Source organism: Clostridium acetobutylicum ATCC 824 (assembly GCF_000008765.1).
GTDB lineage: Bacteria > Bacillota > Clostridia > Clostridiales > Clostridiaceae > Clostridium_S > Clostridium_S acetobutylicum.
The window spans coordinates 48529-63759 of record NC_003030.1 but is presented as its reverse complement, the minus strand read 5'-3'; the positions used below and the strand labels follow the sequence as shown (position 1 = coordinate 63759).

Below are 15231 nucleotides of genomic sequence, written 5' to 3'. Positions count from 1 at the left end.
AAAAATAACAGGTGGATTGTCACAAATATTTTTCATCATATTACCCCCTAAGTAAATATTTTATATTCAAATAGTATCATCTAAGTACATAAAACTAAACCTTACATATATTTAATAACTAAAAATGAGCCAATGCAGTAATAAAACTGTATTGACTCATATATAATATTAATCACTATTTTTCTGTTCTCTTATTATCCTTTGTATACTTTTCAAGGATAAAAAATATTTCTTTGCTAAGCTCTCTTTACTGTAACCTGTAAGATAATCATCATAAATCTGATCATTTCGTTTTTTTAATTCATCACAGGTAGAGGTTCTTTCTCACCATTTCTTTTTATTTTCTGCTTTTCTTGGAATGTAGATAAACTCACCATCTACATATTCCTGCACCTTCTCAAGCAGATAATCCGGTATTATATTAATTGCTTTTTTATAGCTCATTTTACTCTCCTAAAAACTTTATTTTTATTAGGAATAGCAAAGGCTATATTTAGATTTTAACTTTCTACTGCAACAGCCTTTGCTATGCAGTCATAAAGATTGGATTTAGCATGAGCTTTTATTCCTCCTATTATATGTTTTTGTAAAATTATAACATTCACCTATTTTCTTGTCAATGATAAAGCATCTTATCCTAAAGATATGTGTTTTTCTGACTATCTTTCCCACTAAAATTAATTAATGTATAATTATTACAAGGAGTTGATAGTGTTGAAAATGAATCGAGTTTTTATTATCTTTATTTTTGTACTTCTAGCGGTAGGATGTTCAAATGTAGTTAAGAATACTGAGGGAAGTACTCTATTAGTAGAAAAACAATCTACTATAAAAGGTAAATATGAATATTGCAATAACATCAAAGATGAAAAGGAGGTTCAAAATATAAAGAAGATTATAAACAGTATTAATTGGAAAGATGCAAAAGTAAGTATGGTATATCCTCCTCAGTATAAGTTTTATTTCGAGGCTATTAAAGAAAAAAAGCCTTCAGAAGATATAAGTTATGATATGTGGATAAGTCCAAGGAAGGATAAAATAGAGCTTGTTCGTGAGCCTGAAGGAAATTATATTAATTTAAATGAGAAAACATCTAAACTATTATTTAAGTTACTTACAGGTGATAATCTAAATTAGATACTTACTGAAATACATAAATTTTATTTATCATCCAATATGTATAAAACAAAGGTACTAAAAATTTTATAGCACTTTTGTCTTAATATAATTACCTAAGCCCATTTAATTTAAAGTTTTCCTTAAGTTTATCACAAAACTCAAAAAACTTCTTTGGCAACTGAATAAAATGCTGATTTTGAGCAAAGCTCTTCATTGTATCTACAAAGTCTGAAAAGGTTTCTGTGCTTCTTGGATTTGAGATTATATCTCTAGGTACAGGATGCTTATTTAAATCCTCCATTATTTTAATTACTTCTCTAACAAAGTCTGACATATCACCTTCTGGAGTATTAAAATCTTTAAATTCAGCGAAAGTGTCATCAAAAGCTTTTTTTGCTCTCTGAGCTGTCGTCATATTCTTGCTAGCATCTGAAATATTTATATTATCCTTAGTTGATGCATTTTCTATTGTATCTTTAATTTTAGTATCCTTTGTACTGTTTTTATTTTGAATTTCCTCATTCTTAATAAGCTTATTCATATTTGCGTATTTTGTCTCTATATTAATCATAAAAAACTCCTACCTTCTAAGTAATATATTAACATTATCGTTTTTTATTAACAAAATATTACCCTATAGTTTGTTGATTTTATACTTTAATCATATTTGAAAGGGAAGTCTTCTATTAACTTTTCTCAAAATATACATCTCTCCATAATTATATTAATACGTAGAAGTTACCTTTATTTCTTCTTTTTTAATTTTTATTTTTAACCACTATCCTCTTACAAGCAAAATAAATCTACAATCAAAATTTATATCCATATGTGTAAATATACTCAAATCAATATGAAATTTATCAATTGTTTCTTTATTAGGATTCAATAAAATCTTTATTTGCCTTCCTCTTTTTAATTTTATTTGCACAAACTGTCTTATTTCATCATAGCCTTTTCCATATGGAGACGGTATAATCACATCTGTACTTTTATTGACTTTATTTCTTCATATTTTATTATTCTTTTTTTTACCCATCCCTTATACTCAAGTTCATCTTTACGTAAAGTTATATCATACTTACAACTTGAGAATATATTTAAACACGGCCAAATTATAAATAATGATATCAGTACTGTTAATTCTAAAACAATAGGATGTCCATTGCGTCTAGGTTCAATAATTCCTTCTATACTCATGCATGTACAAATTATAATTAAAGCAGTTATAAAAATTGTAATCAAAATAAATCTAACAAAGAAAACAGGTTTTTCTTCTACATATCTTACTTCTTTCTTCAATTTTATTTTTCTCCCTCTAATTTTCTCTCTGCGACTTTAATATCTTCTTCCATTTTCTTTAAAAATTCATGTGTATGCTCCGAATCCTTTTTTCCTTTAGCTCCTCTACTTTTATGCACTAGAATTAATCCCACTGTAAATCAACTTACAGCGGGATTAATTTAATTTAAATAATTATTTAGTTCCATCACTCTTTAATGAAGTCTTCCCATCTCCGAATGAAACTTTTATATAGCCATCTTCTTCATTTCCCCATATGTACTGATTATCATCATTACCATTTGCATTATAGCCCTTCTCTATAACTGTACCTTCCGTTCCAAATATAGCTTTTACATCATCATAAGTTTGATTTGATTGTATTTTATCATATTGTTCATGTGTTACTTTTGTAGTATCCTTGTCAAGTCTCTCTTCCTTTACATTGCTAGCTTTTCCGTCATTATACACAATGTCTATCTCGCCTCCTTCAGAGTCTCTCCATGTATATAATATATCTGATTCCTTATTACCTTCTCCTAAAATCTTTTTGGCTTCATTATAAGTCATTCCTATTTTAACTTTTTTGAAATCATCATAAGTATACTTATCTTTTTTTATACTTTCATCTTTTTTGGTTCTTTTAGCACTTGTACTCTTTGTATTTTTTGTACTAACTGATTTTTTATTAGCAGAATCACATCCCGCTAATGTCACTACCGTAACCACACCTAAAATTGCTACTATTATTTTTATTCTATTCTTTTTCATTTGTATCCCTTCCTTGTGACTTTTATTATTTAAGTCCTCCTCCAGATTTAAAGGATGCATAGCCTCTTACAAATGAAACTTTTATATATCCGCTCTTTTTATTTCCCCATATGTATGTATTATCATTTCCCGCGCCTGAATCTGTTACCTCTGTTATTGTTCCTTCTCCACCTAATAATTCTTTTACATCTTCGTATTTCTGCTTTCCATCGATTTTATCATATTCTGCTTTTGTAACCTTTACTGTATTATCATCAAGGTTTGTTTCGATTTTTGTAGTCGCTTTTTTATCTGTTCCATAGCTTACTTGTATTTCTGATGAATCTTTGTTTGTCCATTTGTATATTTTAATTCCATAATCTGATGAACTTAGCTTTCCTTTTCCTAATATATCCTCTGTCTGTTTATATGTCATTCCTGTTTTTACTTTTGAGAATTTTTCATAAGTATAATCTTGACTTGAAGTAAGTTTCCCTATAGATTTCATGTTACAGCCTGTTAATCCTACTATAATAGTTACCCCTAATGCTGCTGCTAATATTTTCAACTTATTCTTTTTCATTTGTATTTCTCCTATACTATTAATATTTATCTACGCTTCTTTTGCAAATTCTGTCTTCAACTCATTATCCAGCTTTGTAAATTCTTTAGCTGTTTCTTGTAATTCTTTTATAAGTTCACCAATCATATTACAGTGTCTTTGCATACCTTCTTTAAAATTAGGAAACTGAGCGTTCACAAAAGCCTCTTTTGCTGCTCCCTTCCACTCTGTTCCTTCCAATGCCTTTAATCCACTTTCCAATTCTTTAAGTAAATTTTCTAAGGTTGTCTTACAATTTTTATACTCATTTATGGCACTTTGCAGCGTTTCCATATTTATTTTGATATCATAATTTGCGCTCATAGTTTGTCCCCTCTATCTAATCTATCATCTTCTATATACTGTAGAACCATTCAAATTTTCACTTTGTGCAATTCTTTTATCTGCGTCTTCAAAGTCACTAACTATTTGTTTTACATCATTAGTACTATTCTTCAAACTTTCTATTTGACTGTTTAAGTCATTAACACATTTATTAATTTTTTCAGTCAATGTTGACACTGCACTGCACTTTAAATCGTCTCCAACATTTTTAGCCACTGTTTTCAATTTACTGTTTGCAGTTTCTTCGTCATTTACAATTTTATTCAATGCAGAAATTGCACTATTTATATTTAAGACATCTATTTTTATTTGATCTGAATTTGTTGCCATACCTTCTCACCTACTAAACGTTATTTTAAGCTAACAACTTACTTAATTCCTCATCTAAATCTATAACCTTTTTAAATGCTTCATTCATTTCTAAAGCCATTTTTAAATCCTGTCTAGCTTCATTTTCTTTTCCAAGTCCTAATCTATTTTTAGCTCTCATAAGATAAACTTCAGCTAAATTCTTGTTTAAATCTAAAATATATTCATAAAGTTCTTCTGCCTCAGCATACTTTTCTTCATCTCTTAAAGAATTTGCCTTAAGTAAATGGAGCTGATGATCATAAGGATACTTAACTATTAATAAATTGTACTTTCCTACTGCTTCTTCGTATGCTTCTTTTGCTTCCTCTAACTTATTTCCACTTTTCAAGCACAATGCTTTATAATAGTATGAATTTATTCTGTATGGATTTTCTTCATCGGATTTCTCTATTATAGTTTCATAAAGCTTAAATGCTTCTTCGTACTCTTTATTTAACATTAGGAGGCTTGCTTTTGAAAAATAAGATTCCATTTCTTCTGGTGCTATTTCTATCATATAATCATAAACTTTTTTAGCCTCTTCTATCTTTTGCAATAAAATTAATAATGAAGCTTTTTTAGATAGATATAGAATATTCTTATCATCTATTTCAATTCCAGAATTTATGCAGTTTAAAGCCTTCTCTAAATCCTTTTCCTTTTCATACAAAAGACACTTATCAAATTCCAACAGTTCTCTTTTACCTAGTATTTCTTCTGCCGATTTTAAGGTTTCAAAAGCTTGTTCTACTTTGTTTGTTTCTCCAAGTAGTACTGCTTTAAAGTGATATGCACCTTCATTATCTGCTTGAATTCTTAAAATTCCATCATAACAATTTATAGCATCTTCATATCTTCTCATGTCAATTAATATTTCTGCTTTTTTCATCATAGCTTCTACGCTTTTATTGTCTATTATTATTACTCTGTCTAACCACTTTATGGCATCTTCTCTTTCTCCTGTAGCTTCCATACATTGTGCCATATTGTAATATATTGCTTCATTTTTTATTCCAAAGTACATTGCTTTATTGTAAAGCTCTACAGCAGCTTTTACATCATTTTTATAGTAGAAGAAAATATTTCCCTTTTCAAAGTAGGCTTCTCCTTCATTCGGATCTTTTATAAGCACATTATCAATGGTCTCTATTGCCTTATCAACTTGCTCTAAGGCAAGATTAACTAAAGCTTTATTATAATATGCATCCTTAAAGTTTGGATCTGCTTCTATTGCTCTATTAAAATATTTTAACGCTTCATCGCCTTGCTTTTTTTGTATGAATATTATTCCTCTTTTATTTAGTTCCTCTGCTTTTGACATTACCTTATCTTCGATCATTTTGTCCTCCCTTATTGAAACCTATTTTATCCTTTATTTTTTCTATTTCTACATCATATATAGCAAATAATATGAAAACCCTGCTAAAAGTAACTGCTACTATATATGTAATCATAATAATTATTCTCCAAATGTCTCTTTGTGATGAAGACTATAACTACAATTAATTTACAAATTCATAAAATCCGATTCTTTTTATTTAAAATTTTCACTTAATATTACAATAAACATACCTACGTATTTTCATCGCTTGCAACATAATTTCCTATTATCCTAATAGCTATAATCATCAAAAATGATGCTGGCAAAATAGTTCTTCCGTCCTTAGTATATATAAAAATCAAAAATGGTGATATTGGCAAAATCAACAAACTCATACCAACTATTTTCTTTTTTCCTTTTTTATTTTTAATAAAATGAAATGCCATTTTTTCCATCCTTATAAGCATAACCACATAAGCTATTACTATTAATGAAAAAACTATGATGCCTATAATAGTTCTAATCATTTTTAATCACTATCCTCTTACAAACAAAATAAATTTATTCTGAAACTTTATATCCTTACCCGTAAAATTCATCAAATCCATATGAAATTTATCAATTTTTTCTTTATTGGGATTTAACAAAATTTTTATTTGTCTTCCTCTTTTTAATTTTATTTGCACAAACTGTCTTATTTCATCATAGCCTTTTCCATATGGAGACCATATATCTACGTCTGTACTTTTTATTGACTTTATTTCTTCATATTTTATTATTCTTTTATTTATCCATCCTGTGTACTCAAGCTCGTCTTTACGTAAAATAATATCATACTTACAACTTGAAAATATATTTATGGCTGGCCAAATTATAACCATTGATATTATTACTACTGATTCTAATACAATAGGATGTCCATTTGGTCTAGGTTCAATAATTCCTTCTACACTCATAAATGTAAAACCTATAATAAAAGCAAGTGTAAAAATTGTAATTAAAATAAATCTAATAAGAAAAATAGGTCTTTCTTCTAAATATCTTACTTCTTTCTTCAATTTTATTTTTCTCCTTTTAAATATTGGTTATTCATTATCCTTAATAAAATTATCATACACTCCTTTATATGTGTCTTCACTATACATCATTGGGAATGGTGATACTGTACTATATATTGACTTACGCTTTGCATTAATTGCTTGTGAAAGTACACCTTTAGCGTTATTAAGGTCTATACTCTTTTGATTAACAATGGATTTACTCTTATTAAGAATTTTTTCTTCTTTACTTACCTGTCTTTGTGCCGAAGATAATGTATCCTTAGCTTTTTCTAATCCATTTTTTGCGTTTTTAACTTGTTTAACTGTGGCATTCGCATCATTTTTTATGTTCTTATAGTTACTAGCCGCTTCACTTGCTGCAATTTGAGCCGATGACAATTTTTCTTCACTCTTAATTCCTATAGCTACTTTTTTCGCATCATAAACTTCTCTACTTTCCTTCAAAGCTGTGTTTGCCTCACTAACACCCGTTTTAGCTACAGTTATAGTTTTTTCAGCTTGTCCAATACTTTTAAAACTATCATATCCTCCTTTTAAACCCAAAAGAAGAGATGAACCATAATAAACACGCTCTCCCCACTTATCCCCAAATAAATACTTTTCACCTTCTTCAACCAAATTACTGTGTTTCACTCCCATGATTTGTTCTCCTGAATCAACAATGGTAGCCAAACTATAAATAATACCAATAGCTCCAATAACTCCAACACCGCTACCAATTGTAATAATTATTGCCGCAACCTCTGCAACTATAATCGCTATATTTTTAATAAAATTTCCATACTTATCCCAAAATTTATTAAATGCCACTTTAGCCTTATCCCATGTATCCTTAGCAAAATTCCAAGCACCCTTAACAGTATCAATACACTTCTTTTTAGCTGCCTGTCCCCAGTCTAAACATGTTCCAGCAATACTTCCATATTTCTCGGTATTAGTTAATAGTCCTACAGACTTTCTATAATCATAGCTGCTAGATTTCAATTTACTAGCACAATTATTATCTACTTCCTGAAACTTATTTACAGCATAGTCTATATTTTTACCTGCCCTGTCTATCTTAGTTTCAAGCTGCTGCATAGCCTTATACTCTTTACCAATCTCATCAATCTTTGTTCTTAATCTTGACGAATTGCTGTCGCCTTCTAGTTTCTGTAACGCTGAACTCAGACCTTTCTTTGCTGTTCCTATTAAGTCTAAAGTTGAATTTATTCCTCTTCTTGCAGTTCCCATATCCGTTGTTGATATTCCTATTACTAATTCACTCATTCTTTCCTTATCTCCGTATATTTCTTAATTTTATAATTTTGGATTAATATTTTGTGCTATTGTACTTGCTGCACCTTTTCCCACAGCGGCTCCCGCATCTTTAAATGCAACATTACTGGCACCTTGAGATTTTCCACTGCCACCTTGACCTCTAATTCCTTTTGCTACTGCTGCATCTGCATCATTAAATGACTTAGCTATTTGCTCTAAATTTTTAGATAATGTATCTAACGCATCTGAGTATGTATTCATATTTTGATATAGTATTTTATATGTGTTCTGGAACTCTCTAACTGATTTTCCATTCCATCCATCTATGAGCCTATCTGTTACCTTTTGCATATTTCCTTTTGTATTTTTGGCTGTATTAGAAGCATCTTTAAATCTCTTTGATAAATCCAATATCATTTTGGTATTTACCTCAATTTTATTTGCTGCCATTTTTACCACCCCTTTAAAAATCTTAATTGTATTTTAAAATACCTCTTTCAGTTCAATTTCAATAACTATTCGTGCTTTAAAACACAAGTAAAATTTTTAAAATTATTTAAATTTTTTTAAATTTATACCCTTATATAACATACTCCCCCTGCAAAATACAGGGAGAGTAAATTGGTTTTCTTTTAATATGATAAGTAAGAATCTATCTTATCTATGTAATGCACTAGCAACTTTTGCATCTGTATCCTGCATTGTTTTTGAAGCACTCTTAAGTTGTTGTCCTATTTGTTCAACTAATTTTGCAAATTGAGTGACTTGTGGTGCAAACTGATCAAACTCTGATGAAAAAGCTTTTGCAGCGTCACCTTCCCAGCTTGATACTAATTTGTTCTTTTCATTTGTTAATGCCTTTAAAACATTTTCTATGTCTTGTCCATTTTTTGCGAAAACTGATGCTGTGTGATCAATTTCTGATACGGTTAGTCTAATTTTATCTGCCATTTGTTTCCCTCCAAAATTTGTTGTTTTTTTACATATTGAATATACCATTTTGTCTATTGAATGTCAACACATACCATCTTTTATTAAAAATATTTTAATCAAATACAATTTATTAATTAATTTTTTTCATTTTAGTTTTATATATAATATTATTTAAAAAATGGTATTTTTATCATTTTAAATTCTCCTCTATCAATAAAGTATCCATCGCCATTTTCAAATTTCTTCTCTTTATAGCTATATGGAACATTTACTTCATAGAATCTAGAGTTATTTATATTGTCAAAGAAGAAGCCATAATTTAAGCTTTTCAATTCTTTTACAAAATCATAAGAGTATGCATAATTATTAATATTTTCTTCTGTTCCTGCCACAATAAGTGCAACCTTAAGATTTTTATCCTTTTGAACTATTCCCTCAAATATTTGCATAATTTCCACATCACTTGAAAATTGAAGCATAAAGTCATTTAAATCATCAATAAATAATGCAATTAGTGGCATATTATCTAGGAATTCCTTTTCGTTAAATACTCCTGTACTTGTCATTCTAGCATTATTTAAAGCTTCTTTTCTAAGTTCAATTTCGTTTTTAATCTCCAGCATTATATTTCTAGATTCATCTGTCTTATATCCGTAAGCCTTTATTAAATTTGAATCCTTGATTTTTAATAATCCATAGTTTTCAGAGTCTATTAGATATATCTTGCTTTCATTAACTCCGCTATTTACAGCTAAAGTGTGTGCTATACTTTGTATAGTATTGGATTTTCCTGTCTGTGATTTTCCCACTACTGTAATAAGTGGATTTTCAATTAAGTTTCCATATACATATTCAATTTCTGTATAATCAATTCCAATAGTGTAGGAGTACTTCTCTAATTCTTCATTACCTTCTAATTCTTCTACTGCTTCCTCTAGGCTAAGAATATCTGGTACTATTGGTATAGGTTTTGCATGTTTTCCCTTCCAAGCTGAATTTAACTCTTCAATTAATTCCTTCACATTAGCAGCTCTTGCACCTTCATTCTCTCCTCTAACTGGCAATGCTGTTTGAAATTCATATAAATTATCAACATTTATAAGTGCTCTACCCTTTTTATTTTCAGGTTCCATCCTTACTCTTCCTGTAACATTAGAGTATTCACCTTTATCAACACAAGTAAGTGCTATGGACAATTTGAAGTTTGCAGTTACCTTATATCTAACAGATGTGTAGTTTCCAGCTGTTACAACTAAACTAATTCCAAGTGTTCCACCTTCTCTTGATAGGAATATAAGTTCATCCTCAAGGTCTTGATAGAACTCAATTAACGCTGAATAGTTATCTAAAATTATTACAATCTGAGGTATTAGTGTATTTCCAACTTCTCTATATGCCTTTAATGAACCAACTCCGTTATCAGAGAATATTTTCTTTCTTCTATCAATTTCCTTATGAAGATATTTTATTAAGTTCATAAGCTTCTCTTCATCATCTGAAGTTACTACTCCACCAACATATGCTGATTTCTCATACATTTTTAAAGTTCTCGCACCAAAGTCTAATATATACATATTAACTTCCTCTGGTGTATAGTTAAGCATTAAAGATATCATTAGAGTTTGAAGGAAGGTTGTCTTTCCGTAACCAGGAGCTCCTACTAATAATAAATGTCCTAATTCACCCAAATCAATTTTAAGAGGTCTTTGATCCTGTCTTTCTGGGTCATCAAGCATTCCAATTGTAGGGCATATCCACTCTCTATCTTCAATCCACTCTTTGCCATTAAAGCCTGTTTTACTGTCTTTAAGTAAATCATCTAAATATATTTCGTCCTCTAAAGGTGGTAACCATGGTCCATCAAGTCTTTCAATATGATTTTCACTGCATACCTTGTCTATTTCTTCTATAGCGGCTTCAAGCTGAGTAATTCTCTTTTTATCTTTTTCTTTATCCTTAGTTGAATATAATAAGCTTCTAGTTCCGTCTATCCCTACATTGAATATTTCAACTTCATTTTTGTTAACATCGTCTTCATCGTACTTTTTAGCACCACTCCAAGCTGATTGGAAAAGTTCAAATATTTCATTGTTACCCACCTGAAAATACGCTCTACCAGGTTCAACTATATCTGCTGCAAGTGAAGATTTTAAAACTTCTTTACTATCCTCAGCATCTTGAACTTTAAGACATAACTTGAACTTTGAGTTACTCCAAATTTGGTTATCTACAACACCTGCTGGCTTCTGAGTTGCAAGTATAAGATGAACTCCTAAACTTCTTCCTATTCTTGCCGTACTAACTAGCTCTGCCATAAACTCCGGTTGGTCACTCTTAAGCTCGGCAAATTCGTCTGCAATTATAATTAAATGCGGTATCGGTTCTGTTACCTTCTTCTCTTTATAAAGCTTTATATATGCATCAATGTGATTGACATTGCACTTTGCAAAAATTCTTTGTCTTCTTTTTAACTCACTCTTTATTGATACAAGTGATCTATTTATTTGATTTCCATCAAGGTTTGTAATTGTTCCAACTAAGTGAGGAAGGTTTTTAAATAAATTAGCCATACCTCCACCCTTATAGTCAATTATTATTAGTGCTACATCATATGGATGGTAATTTATTGCCAAGGAAATAATATAGGTTTGTAGTATTTCACTTTTACCAGATCCCGTTGTACCTGCAACCAAACCATGTGGTCCATGATACTTTTCATGAAGATTTAAGTACTCTATTTCATCTCCGGCTTTCACACCTATTGGAACTTCCATTGTTTCATAAACCTTATTTTTTCCCCAATTTGAAAGTACATTAAAGTCCTGTGTTCTTTTTACATTGTATAAATCAAACAACGTAATTAAACTTTTTAGGGAACTTTCAGAGAAAGAGCTCTTTACATTGATAGGAGCCATCCTCTTAGAGTATTCATAGCATTCTCTTAAATTTACATCATCAAATGCAAATTGCATAAAATGTGCTCTATTTATAGTTTCAGTAGAACTTCCATTGTATCCAGCTGAAACCTCTATAACATCTGTACATTCTTTTGGAAGCATCTCTATACTTTCACTTACAAACACTGCTGTCATATTTACGTTATTTCTATTCTCTAAGTAAGGCATAATAGGCTCATTTTCTGTCAACTTATTATCTGCAATAAAAACTATAAAGTGAGGTAAATTTACTTTTGGTTCATGACTATTTTCATTATCATCACTACGTTCTCTTGCAACATCATAAAGATAATTAAGTACATTATGTGAAGACTCTTTGTCACTTCCAATAAATCTTATCTCTTTTTTCCTACTCCATATATGAGGTACCCATCTTACCCAACTTAAGCTTTCCTTATCTTCATTTGAAACTATTATTGCTATTTTTACATCTTCATAAAAATGACCTGCTGTTAACTTTACCATTAAATTAGATATAAACTTATATGTATGCTGTTTCTTACCAACTACACCTATGGGGCTAGATTTTAAGAGATTTAAACTTAATGGTACATCTTCAACTTTTTGATATTTCTTCTTTAATTCTGGTGCAAGTCTTTCAAGGTCGTCTATTTCCATTTTGTTTTTATTATCTGGAATTTTAACAGAGAATGATATGGAAGTATCTCCATGCCCAAGCATTACATTTAAAAAATCCGGATGGCTTGGCTTCTTCTCCCAAAGCCTTCTATCAAATTCCCTAACAAAATCAAAACATTCATTAATTTCAGGATTCATGATTTTCAAGTTCTTCTTTTGAAGTTCTATGTTGTCTGTAATCTCTTTTTCCTTTTCAGCAATATAGCCTCTATAAAACTTGTTTCTTTTTTTCTTATATTTTTTAGAACTAACAAACTCTGTTACAAAGGTTATTACGCTTACTAACGCCGAAAGTGATACCATTCCAACAGAATATATCATATAAGTCTTGTTACTTCCCATGCTGGATGACATTAGTGACATCATAACTACAGTACCAACAATAGGTATTACAGATAGTAAATATTGTATGGATACCTTACTCGGCTTATCTGGTGGAGCATCAATTTCTATTTCATCTCTTGGAAGTTCTACTAAAAATCTTGGAGACCTATAAAAATCAGGATAGCTCATATATTTATCAAACCTATCCTTGTTATACACAGTAGCACCATTTATAACTATGTTTTCATTTAAGTTTGAAAGTGCTAAGGAATTATCCATAAATAAAATCTTATGTCCACAAATTGTAATAAAATTATTATCTTTTAAATAAACTTTATCCTCTACTTTTTTTCCGTCTATGTATACACCGTATTTAGATTTAAGATCCGTAACATAAAATTTATTATTGGAATCACACTTTATTTCACAATGCTTTCTATCTATTAAATCATCACGTATTGAAATATTGTTATCCTCATCTCTTCCAATACTTAAATAAGTTACATCCTTTAAGGAGATTACCTTATCATAGTTTTCTTTTTCTACTATAAAGTCTATAAAAAAGTTGATTTTAAATAACTCTTCTTTATCCTTTACATTTTTTATAGTTATTTGATCTCCATTAACTAAAATCTTTCTCGGGGTTTTAATATCATTTACTATGCAGTATGCATTTTCTCCATCTTTAATCTGCCAAGAGGTATTTATTTTATTGAAGTAAATATAAACCAATTCTTCTGTTTCTAGCTTCAGCTTAATATCACAATTTGCACTATTACCAACAACTACTGTGCCTTTTTCATAGTCATCTAAATCTATTTCTTTATAAAAATCAGAATTATAAAGTATAAGGACATTATTATAATTTCTTTTTTCTTCCACTTAACCACCTCGTTTTTTTACCTCTTATAAGCTACGATTTAATTTATATCAATATTATTGTGCTTCCATTTGCTATTCCGTACTTTTTTAAAACATCATTTCCCTTTAAAAAGCCTATAGGATTTTCCGTTTTTATATAATATCCTGAAACCTTTATGTCCCTATCTTCAAATTTTAGTGCTTTATTTAATGCTGCACATATTTCTTTTACAGTAATATCAATAGGTATTTCAAGTTCATATTCCTCTTCAGTTCCTTCAATTTTAACTATAACTACTGCTTTCTCCAAAGCCTACCTCCTACATACTTATAATAATTTCATAATTAGTTCATCTATACATCTCAAAAAGGTACTTGCCCTATTCTTTAAATATATTAAACTGCTTACACTCTCTAGTGCTTCATCATAATATATTTTCTGAATAATAGGTTTTTTTTCCCTTAACAAAACATGCGGTATTATTGTTTCTAAATTATCTTTATATTTGTTTTGTATAAAAGAGAAATTTTCTAAATTATCCAGCTGCTTTAGAAAATTTTGTAATTTTACACTTGAAAGCTTATCTTGTCCAATTGGAACTATAATCTTAGAAGACATCTCAAAAATTGTTTTGTAGTTTATATTAAAAGTAGAACTTAGATCAATTATTATGTAGTTATACATATTTACCTCTATTAGCTTTTGAAGCATAAACTTAACATCATCCACTTTTAAATCCTCTATATCAAGAACACTATCTACTGGTGCAAAGTAATTAATTCCACTTTCCTCATCTTTAAGTACTATATCTTTAAGAACTTCTTTAAAATTTTCATCTCTTTCTTTTATGAAGTAAAGGAAATCAGACATATTTTTACTTGTACTACATTCAAAAAAAACCAAGGTTGATTGTAAATCTTCTAAATTCAAATACAGTACTTTTTTGTTAGAATCACTTAGTTTTTTAGCCATTTCTATAGCTATAGTTGATTTTCCTATTCCTCCAACAGGTGAATATAGCGTTATTATGCTGCCTTCCTGCTTTTTTACTTCTTTACAAGGGGCCACCTCTGGATTGTTATTATAATATATATTCAATATTTCTCTGCAAAGCTTTTCCCCTGGCTGATACTTCTTTACTACAGGGAGCCCGTTAAATTCATCCATATTGCCACCTTCTGATAAAATAGCAATGGATTTTATAGAATTTTTCATAAGCCCTTCATAGAACATGTCTGTCTTTATCAAAAGTATGTCCGAAATCCTACCAGAGCTTATATACTTCTCCAAATATTCTCTATTAGTAAAACAGGTGATTCTAAAAGTATCCTCAAAATTACTACTTATATAATTTACTAATCCCTTTAAATAAGCTCCATCCGTTTCTGCTATAATCAAATTTATCTTTGCCATAAATCTACCCTCCATAT

Annotated in this window: 18 protein-coding genes and 1 pseudogene; 1 reads left to right on the top strand and 18 read right to left on the bottom strand. The window is 29.6% G+C overall.

The window, feature by feature from the left end; translation table 11 throughout:
• Positions 1–168 precede the first annotated feature (168 nt).
• Positions 169–291, bottom strand: a pseudogene (locus CA_RS20440) (hypothetical protein); the annotation flags it as partial.
• Positions 292–720: 429 nt separating this feature from the next.
• Here CA_RS20440 and CA_RS00310 point away from each other — a divergent pair.
• Positions 721–1137 (top strand): hypothetical protein, encoded by a 417-nt coding sequence (locus CA_RS00310; protein ID WP_241393146.1) that lies wholly within the window; start codon positions 721–723, stop codon positions 1135–1137.
• 91 nt (positions 1138–1228) lie between these two features.
• Here CA_RS00310 and CA_RS00305 read toward each other — a convergent pair whose 3' ends face one another.
• From CA_RS00305 to CA_RS00230, 17 genes are all read right to left on the bottom strand, one after another.
• The gene (locus CA_RS00305) at positions 1229–1690 is read right to left on the bottom strand and encodes a hypothetical protein (RefSeq protein ID WP_010963381.1); all 462 of its coding nucleotides are present in this window, start codon (positions 1688–1690) and stop codon (positions 1229–1231) included.
• A gap of 207 nt (positions 1691–1897) precedes the next feature.
• The gene (locus CA_RS00300) at positions 1898–2098 is read right to left on the bottom strand and encodes a hypothetical protein (RefSeq protein ID WP_010963380.1); all 201 of its coding nucleotides are present in this window, start codon (positions 2096–2098) and stop codon (positions 1898–1900) included.
• Positions 2095–2418, bottom strand: a complete 324-nt coding sequence (locus tag CA_RS00295) for a hypothetical protein (protein ID WP_010963379.1) — start codon at positions 2416–2418, stop codon at positions 2095–2097. Before CA_RS00295 ends, CA_RS00300 begins: the two co-directional genes overlap by 4 nt.
• Before the next feature lie 174 nt (positions 2419–2592).
• Positions 2593–3168 carry a hypothetical protein gene (locus tag CA_RS00290; RefSeq protein WP_010963378.1) on the bottom strand — a complete coding sequence of 192 codons (576 nt, stop codon included), beginning with the start codon at positions 3166–3168 and terminating at the stop codon, positions 2593–2595.
• 25 nt (positions 3169–3193) lie between these two features.
• The gene (locus CA_RS00285) at positions 3194–3730 is read right to left on the bottom strand and encodes a hypothetical protein (RefSeq protein ID WP_010963377.1); all 537 of its coding nucleotides are present in this window, start codon (positions 3728–3730) and stop codon (positions 3194–3196) included.
• 30 nt (positions 3731–3760) lie between these two features.
• The gene (locus CA_RS00280) at positions 3761–4072 is read right to left on the bottom strand and encodes a WXG100 family type VII secretion target (protein ID WP_010963376.1); all 312 of its coding nucleotides are present in this window, start codon (positions 4070–4072) and stop codon (positions 3761–3763) included.
• A 24-nt stretch (positions 4073–4096) separates the two neighbouring features.
• Positions 4097–4423: a hypothetical protein gene (locus CA_RS00275; RefSeq protein WP_010963375.1), complete on the bottom strand. Its 327-nt coding sequence runs from the start codon at positions 4421–4423 to the stop codon at positions 4097–4099.
• A 25-nt stretch (positions 4424–4448) separates the two neighbouring features.
• The gene (locus CA_RS00270; protein WP_010963374.1) at positions 4449–5783 is read right to left on the bottom strand and encodes a tetratricopeptide repeat protein; all 1335 of its coding nucleotides are present in this window, start codon (positions 5781–5783) and stop codon (positions 4449–4451) included.
• Positions 5770–5898, bottom strand: coding sequence for a hypothetical protein (locus CA_RS20305; RefSeq protein ID WP_275541676.1), 129 nt, complete (start codon positions 5896–5898; stop codon positions 5770–5772). The genes CA_RS00270 and CA_RS20305 overlap by 14 nt, the downstream gene beginning before the upstream one ends.
• A 118-nt stretch (positions 5899–6016) precedes the next feature.
• Positions 6017–6292, bottom strand: a complete 276-nt coding sequence (locus tag CA_RS00265) for a hypothetical protein (protein ID WP_010963373.1) — start codon at positions 6290–6292, stop codon at positions 6017–6019.
• A gap of 9 nt (positions 6293–6301) precedes the next feature.
• Complete coding sequence (locus CA_RS00260) at positions 6302–6823, bottom strand: hypothetical protein (RefSeq protein WP_010963372.1); 522 nt, start codon at positions 6821–6823, stop codon at positions 6302–6304.
• 27 nt (positions 6824–6850) lie between these two features.
• Entirely contained in the window at positions 6851–8095 is a 1245-nt protein-coding gene (locus CA_RS00255) for a hypothetical protein (RefSeq protein WP_010963371.1), read from the bottom strand.
• Positions 8096–8125: 30 nt separating this feature from the next.
• Positions 8126–8536 (bottom strand): WXG100 family type VII secretion target, encoded by a 411-nt coding sequence (locus CA_RS00250; protein WP_010963370.1) that lies wholly within the window; start codon positions 8534–8536, stop codon positions 8126–8128.
• A 207-nt stretch (positions 8537–8743) separates the two neighbouring features.
• Positions 8744–9037 (bottom strand): WXG100 family type VII secretion target, encoded by a 294-nt coding sequence (locus tag CA_RS00245; protein ID WP_010963369.1) that lies wholly within the window; start codon positions 9035–9037, stop codon positions 8744–8746.
• A 149-nt stretch (positions 9038–9186) separates the two neighbouring features.
• Positions 9187–13821 carry a type VII secretion protein EssC gene (essC, locus tag CA_RS00240; protein ID WP_010963368.1) on the bottom strand — a complete coding sequence of 1545 codons (4635 nt, stop codon included), beginning with the start codon at positions 13819–13821 and terminating at the stop codon, positions 9187–9189.
• A gap of 43 nt (positions 13822–13864) precedes the next feature.
• Positions 13865–14110 carry an EsaB/YukD family protein gene (locus tag CA_RS00235; RefSeq protein ID WP_010963367.1) on the bottom strand — a complete coding sequence of 82 codons (246 nt, stop codon included), beginning with the start codon at positions 14108–14110 and terminating at the stop codon, positions 13865–13867.
• 18 nt (positions 14111–14128) lie between these two features.
• On the bottom strand, positions 14129–15214 hold the full coding sequence (locus CA_RS00230; RefSeq protein ID WP_010963366.1) for an AAA family ATPase: 1086 nt from the start codon (positions 15212–15214) through the stop codon (positions 14129–14131).
• Positions 15215–15231: the final 17 nt, after the last annotated feature.

What these genes read in the sequence shown, in the direction of transcription:
- CA_RS00305 (WP_010963381.1), bottom strand. Translation starts at nt 1,690, where the DNA reads ATGATTAATATAGAGACAAAATACGCAAATATGAATAAGCTTATTAAG.
- CA_RS00265 (WP_010963373.1), bottom strand. Translation starts at nt 6,292, where the DNA reads ATGATTAGAACTATTATAGGCATCATAGTTTTTTCATTAATAGTAATA.
- CA_RS00280 (WP_010963376.1), bottom strand. Translation starts at nt 4,072, where the DNA reads ATGAGCGCAAATTATGATATCAAAATAAATATGGAAACGCTGCAAAGT.
- CA_RS00290 (WP_010963378.1), bottom strand. Translation starts at nt 3,168, where the DNA reads ATGAAAAAGAATAGAATAAAAATAATAGTAGCAATTTTAGGTGTGGTT.
- CA_RS00230 (WP_010963366.1), bottom strand. Translation starts at nt 15,214, where the DNA reads ATGGCAAAGATAAATTTGATTATAGCAGAAACGGATGGAGCTTATTTA.
- CA_RS00255 (WP_010963371.1), bottom strand. Translation starts at nt 8,095, where the DNA reads ATGAGTGAATTAGTAATAGGAATATCAACAACGGATATGGGAACTGCA.
- CA_RS00250 (WP_010963370.1), bottom strand. Translation starts at nt 8,536, where the DNA reads ATGGCAGCAAATAAAATTGAGGTAAATACCAAAATGATATTGGATTTA.
- CA_RS00285 (WP_010963377.1), bottom strand. Translation starts at nt 3,730, where the DNA reads ATGAAAAAGAATAAGTTGAAAATATTAGCAGCAGCATTAGGGGTAACT.
- CA_RS20305 (WP_275541676.1), bottom strand. Translation starts at nt 5,898, where the DNA reads ATGATTACATATATAGTAGCAGTTACTTTTAGCAGGGTTTTCATATTA.
- CA_RS00310 (WP_241393146.1), top strand. Translation starts at nt 721, where the DNA reads ATGAATCGAGTTTTTATTATCTTTATTTTTGTACTTCTAGCGGTAGGA.
- CA_RS00245 (WP_010963369.1), bottom strand. Translation starts at nt 9,037, where the DNA reads ATGGCAGATAAAATTAGACTAACCGTATCAGAAATTGATCACACAGCA.
- CA_RS00270 (WP_010963374.1), bottom strand. Translation starts at nt 5,783, where the DNA reads ATGATCGAAGATAAGGTAATGTCAAAAGCAGAGGAACTAAATAAAAGA.
- CA_RS00275 (WP_010963375.1), bottom strand. Translation starts at nt 4,423, where the DNA reads ATGGCAACAAATTCAGATCAAATAAAAATAGATGTCTTAAATATAAAT.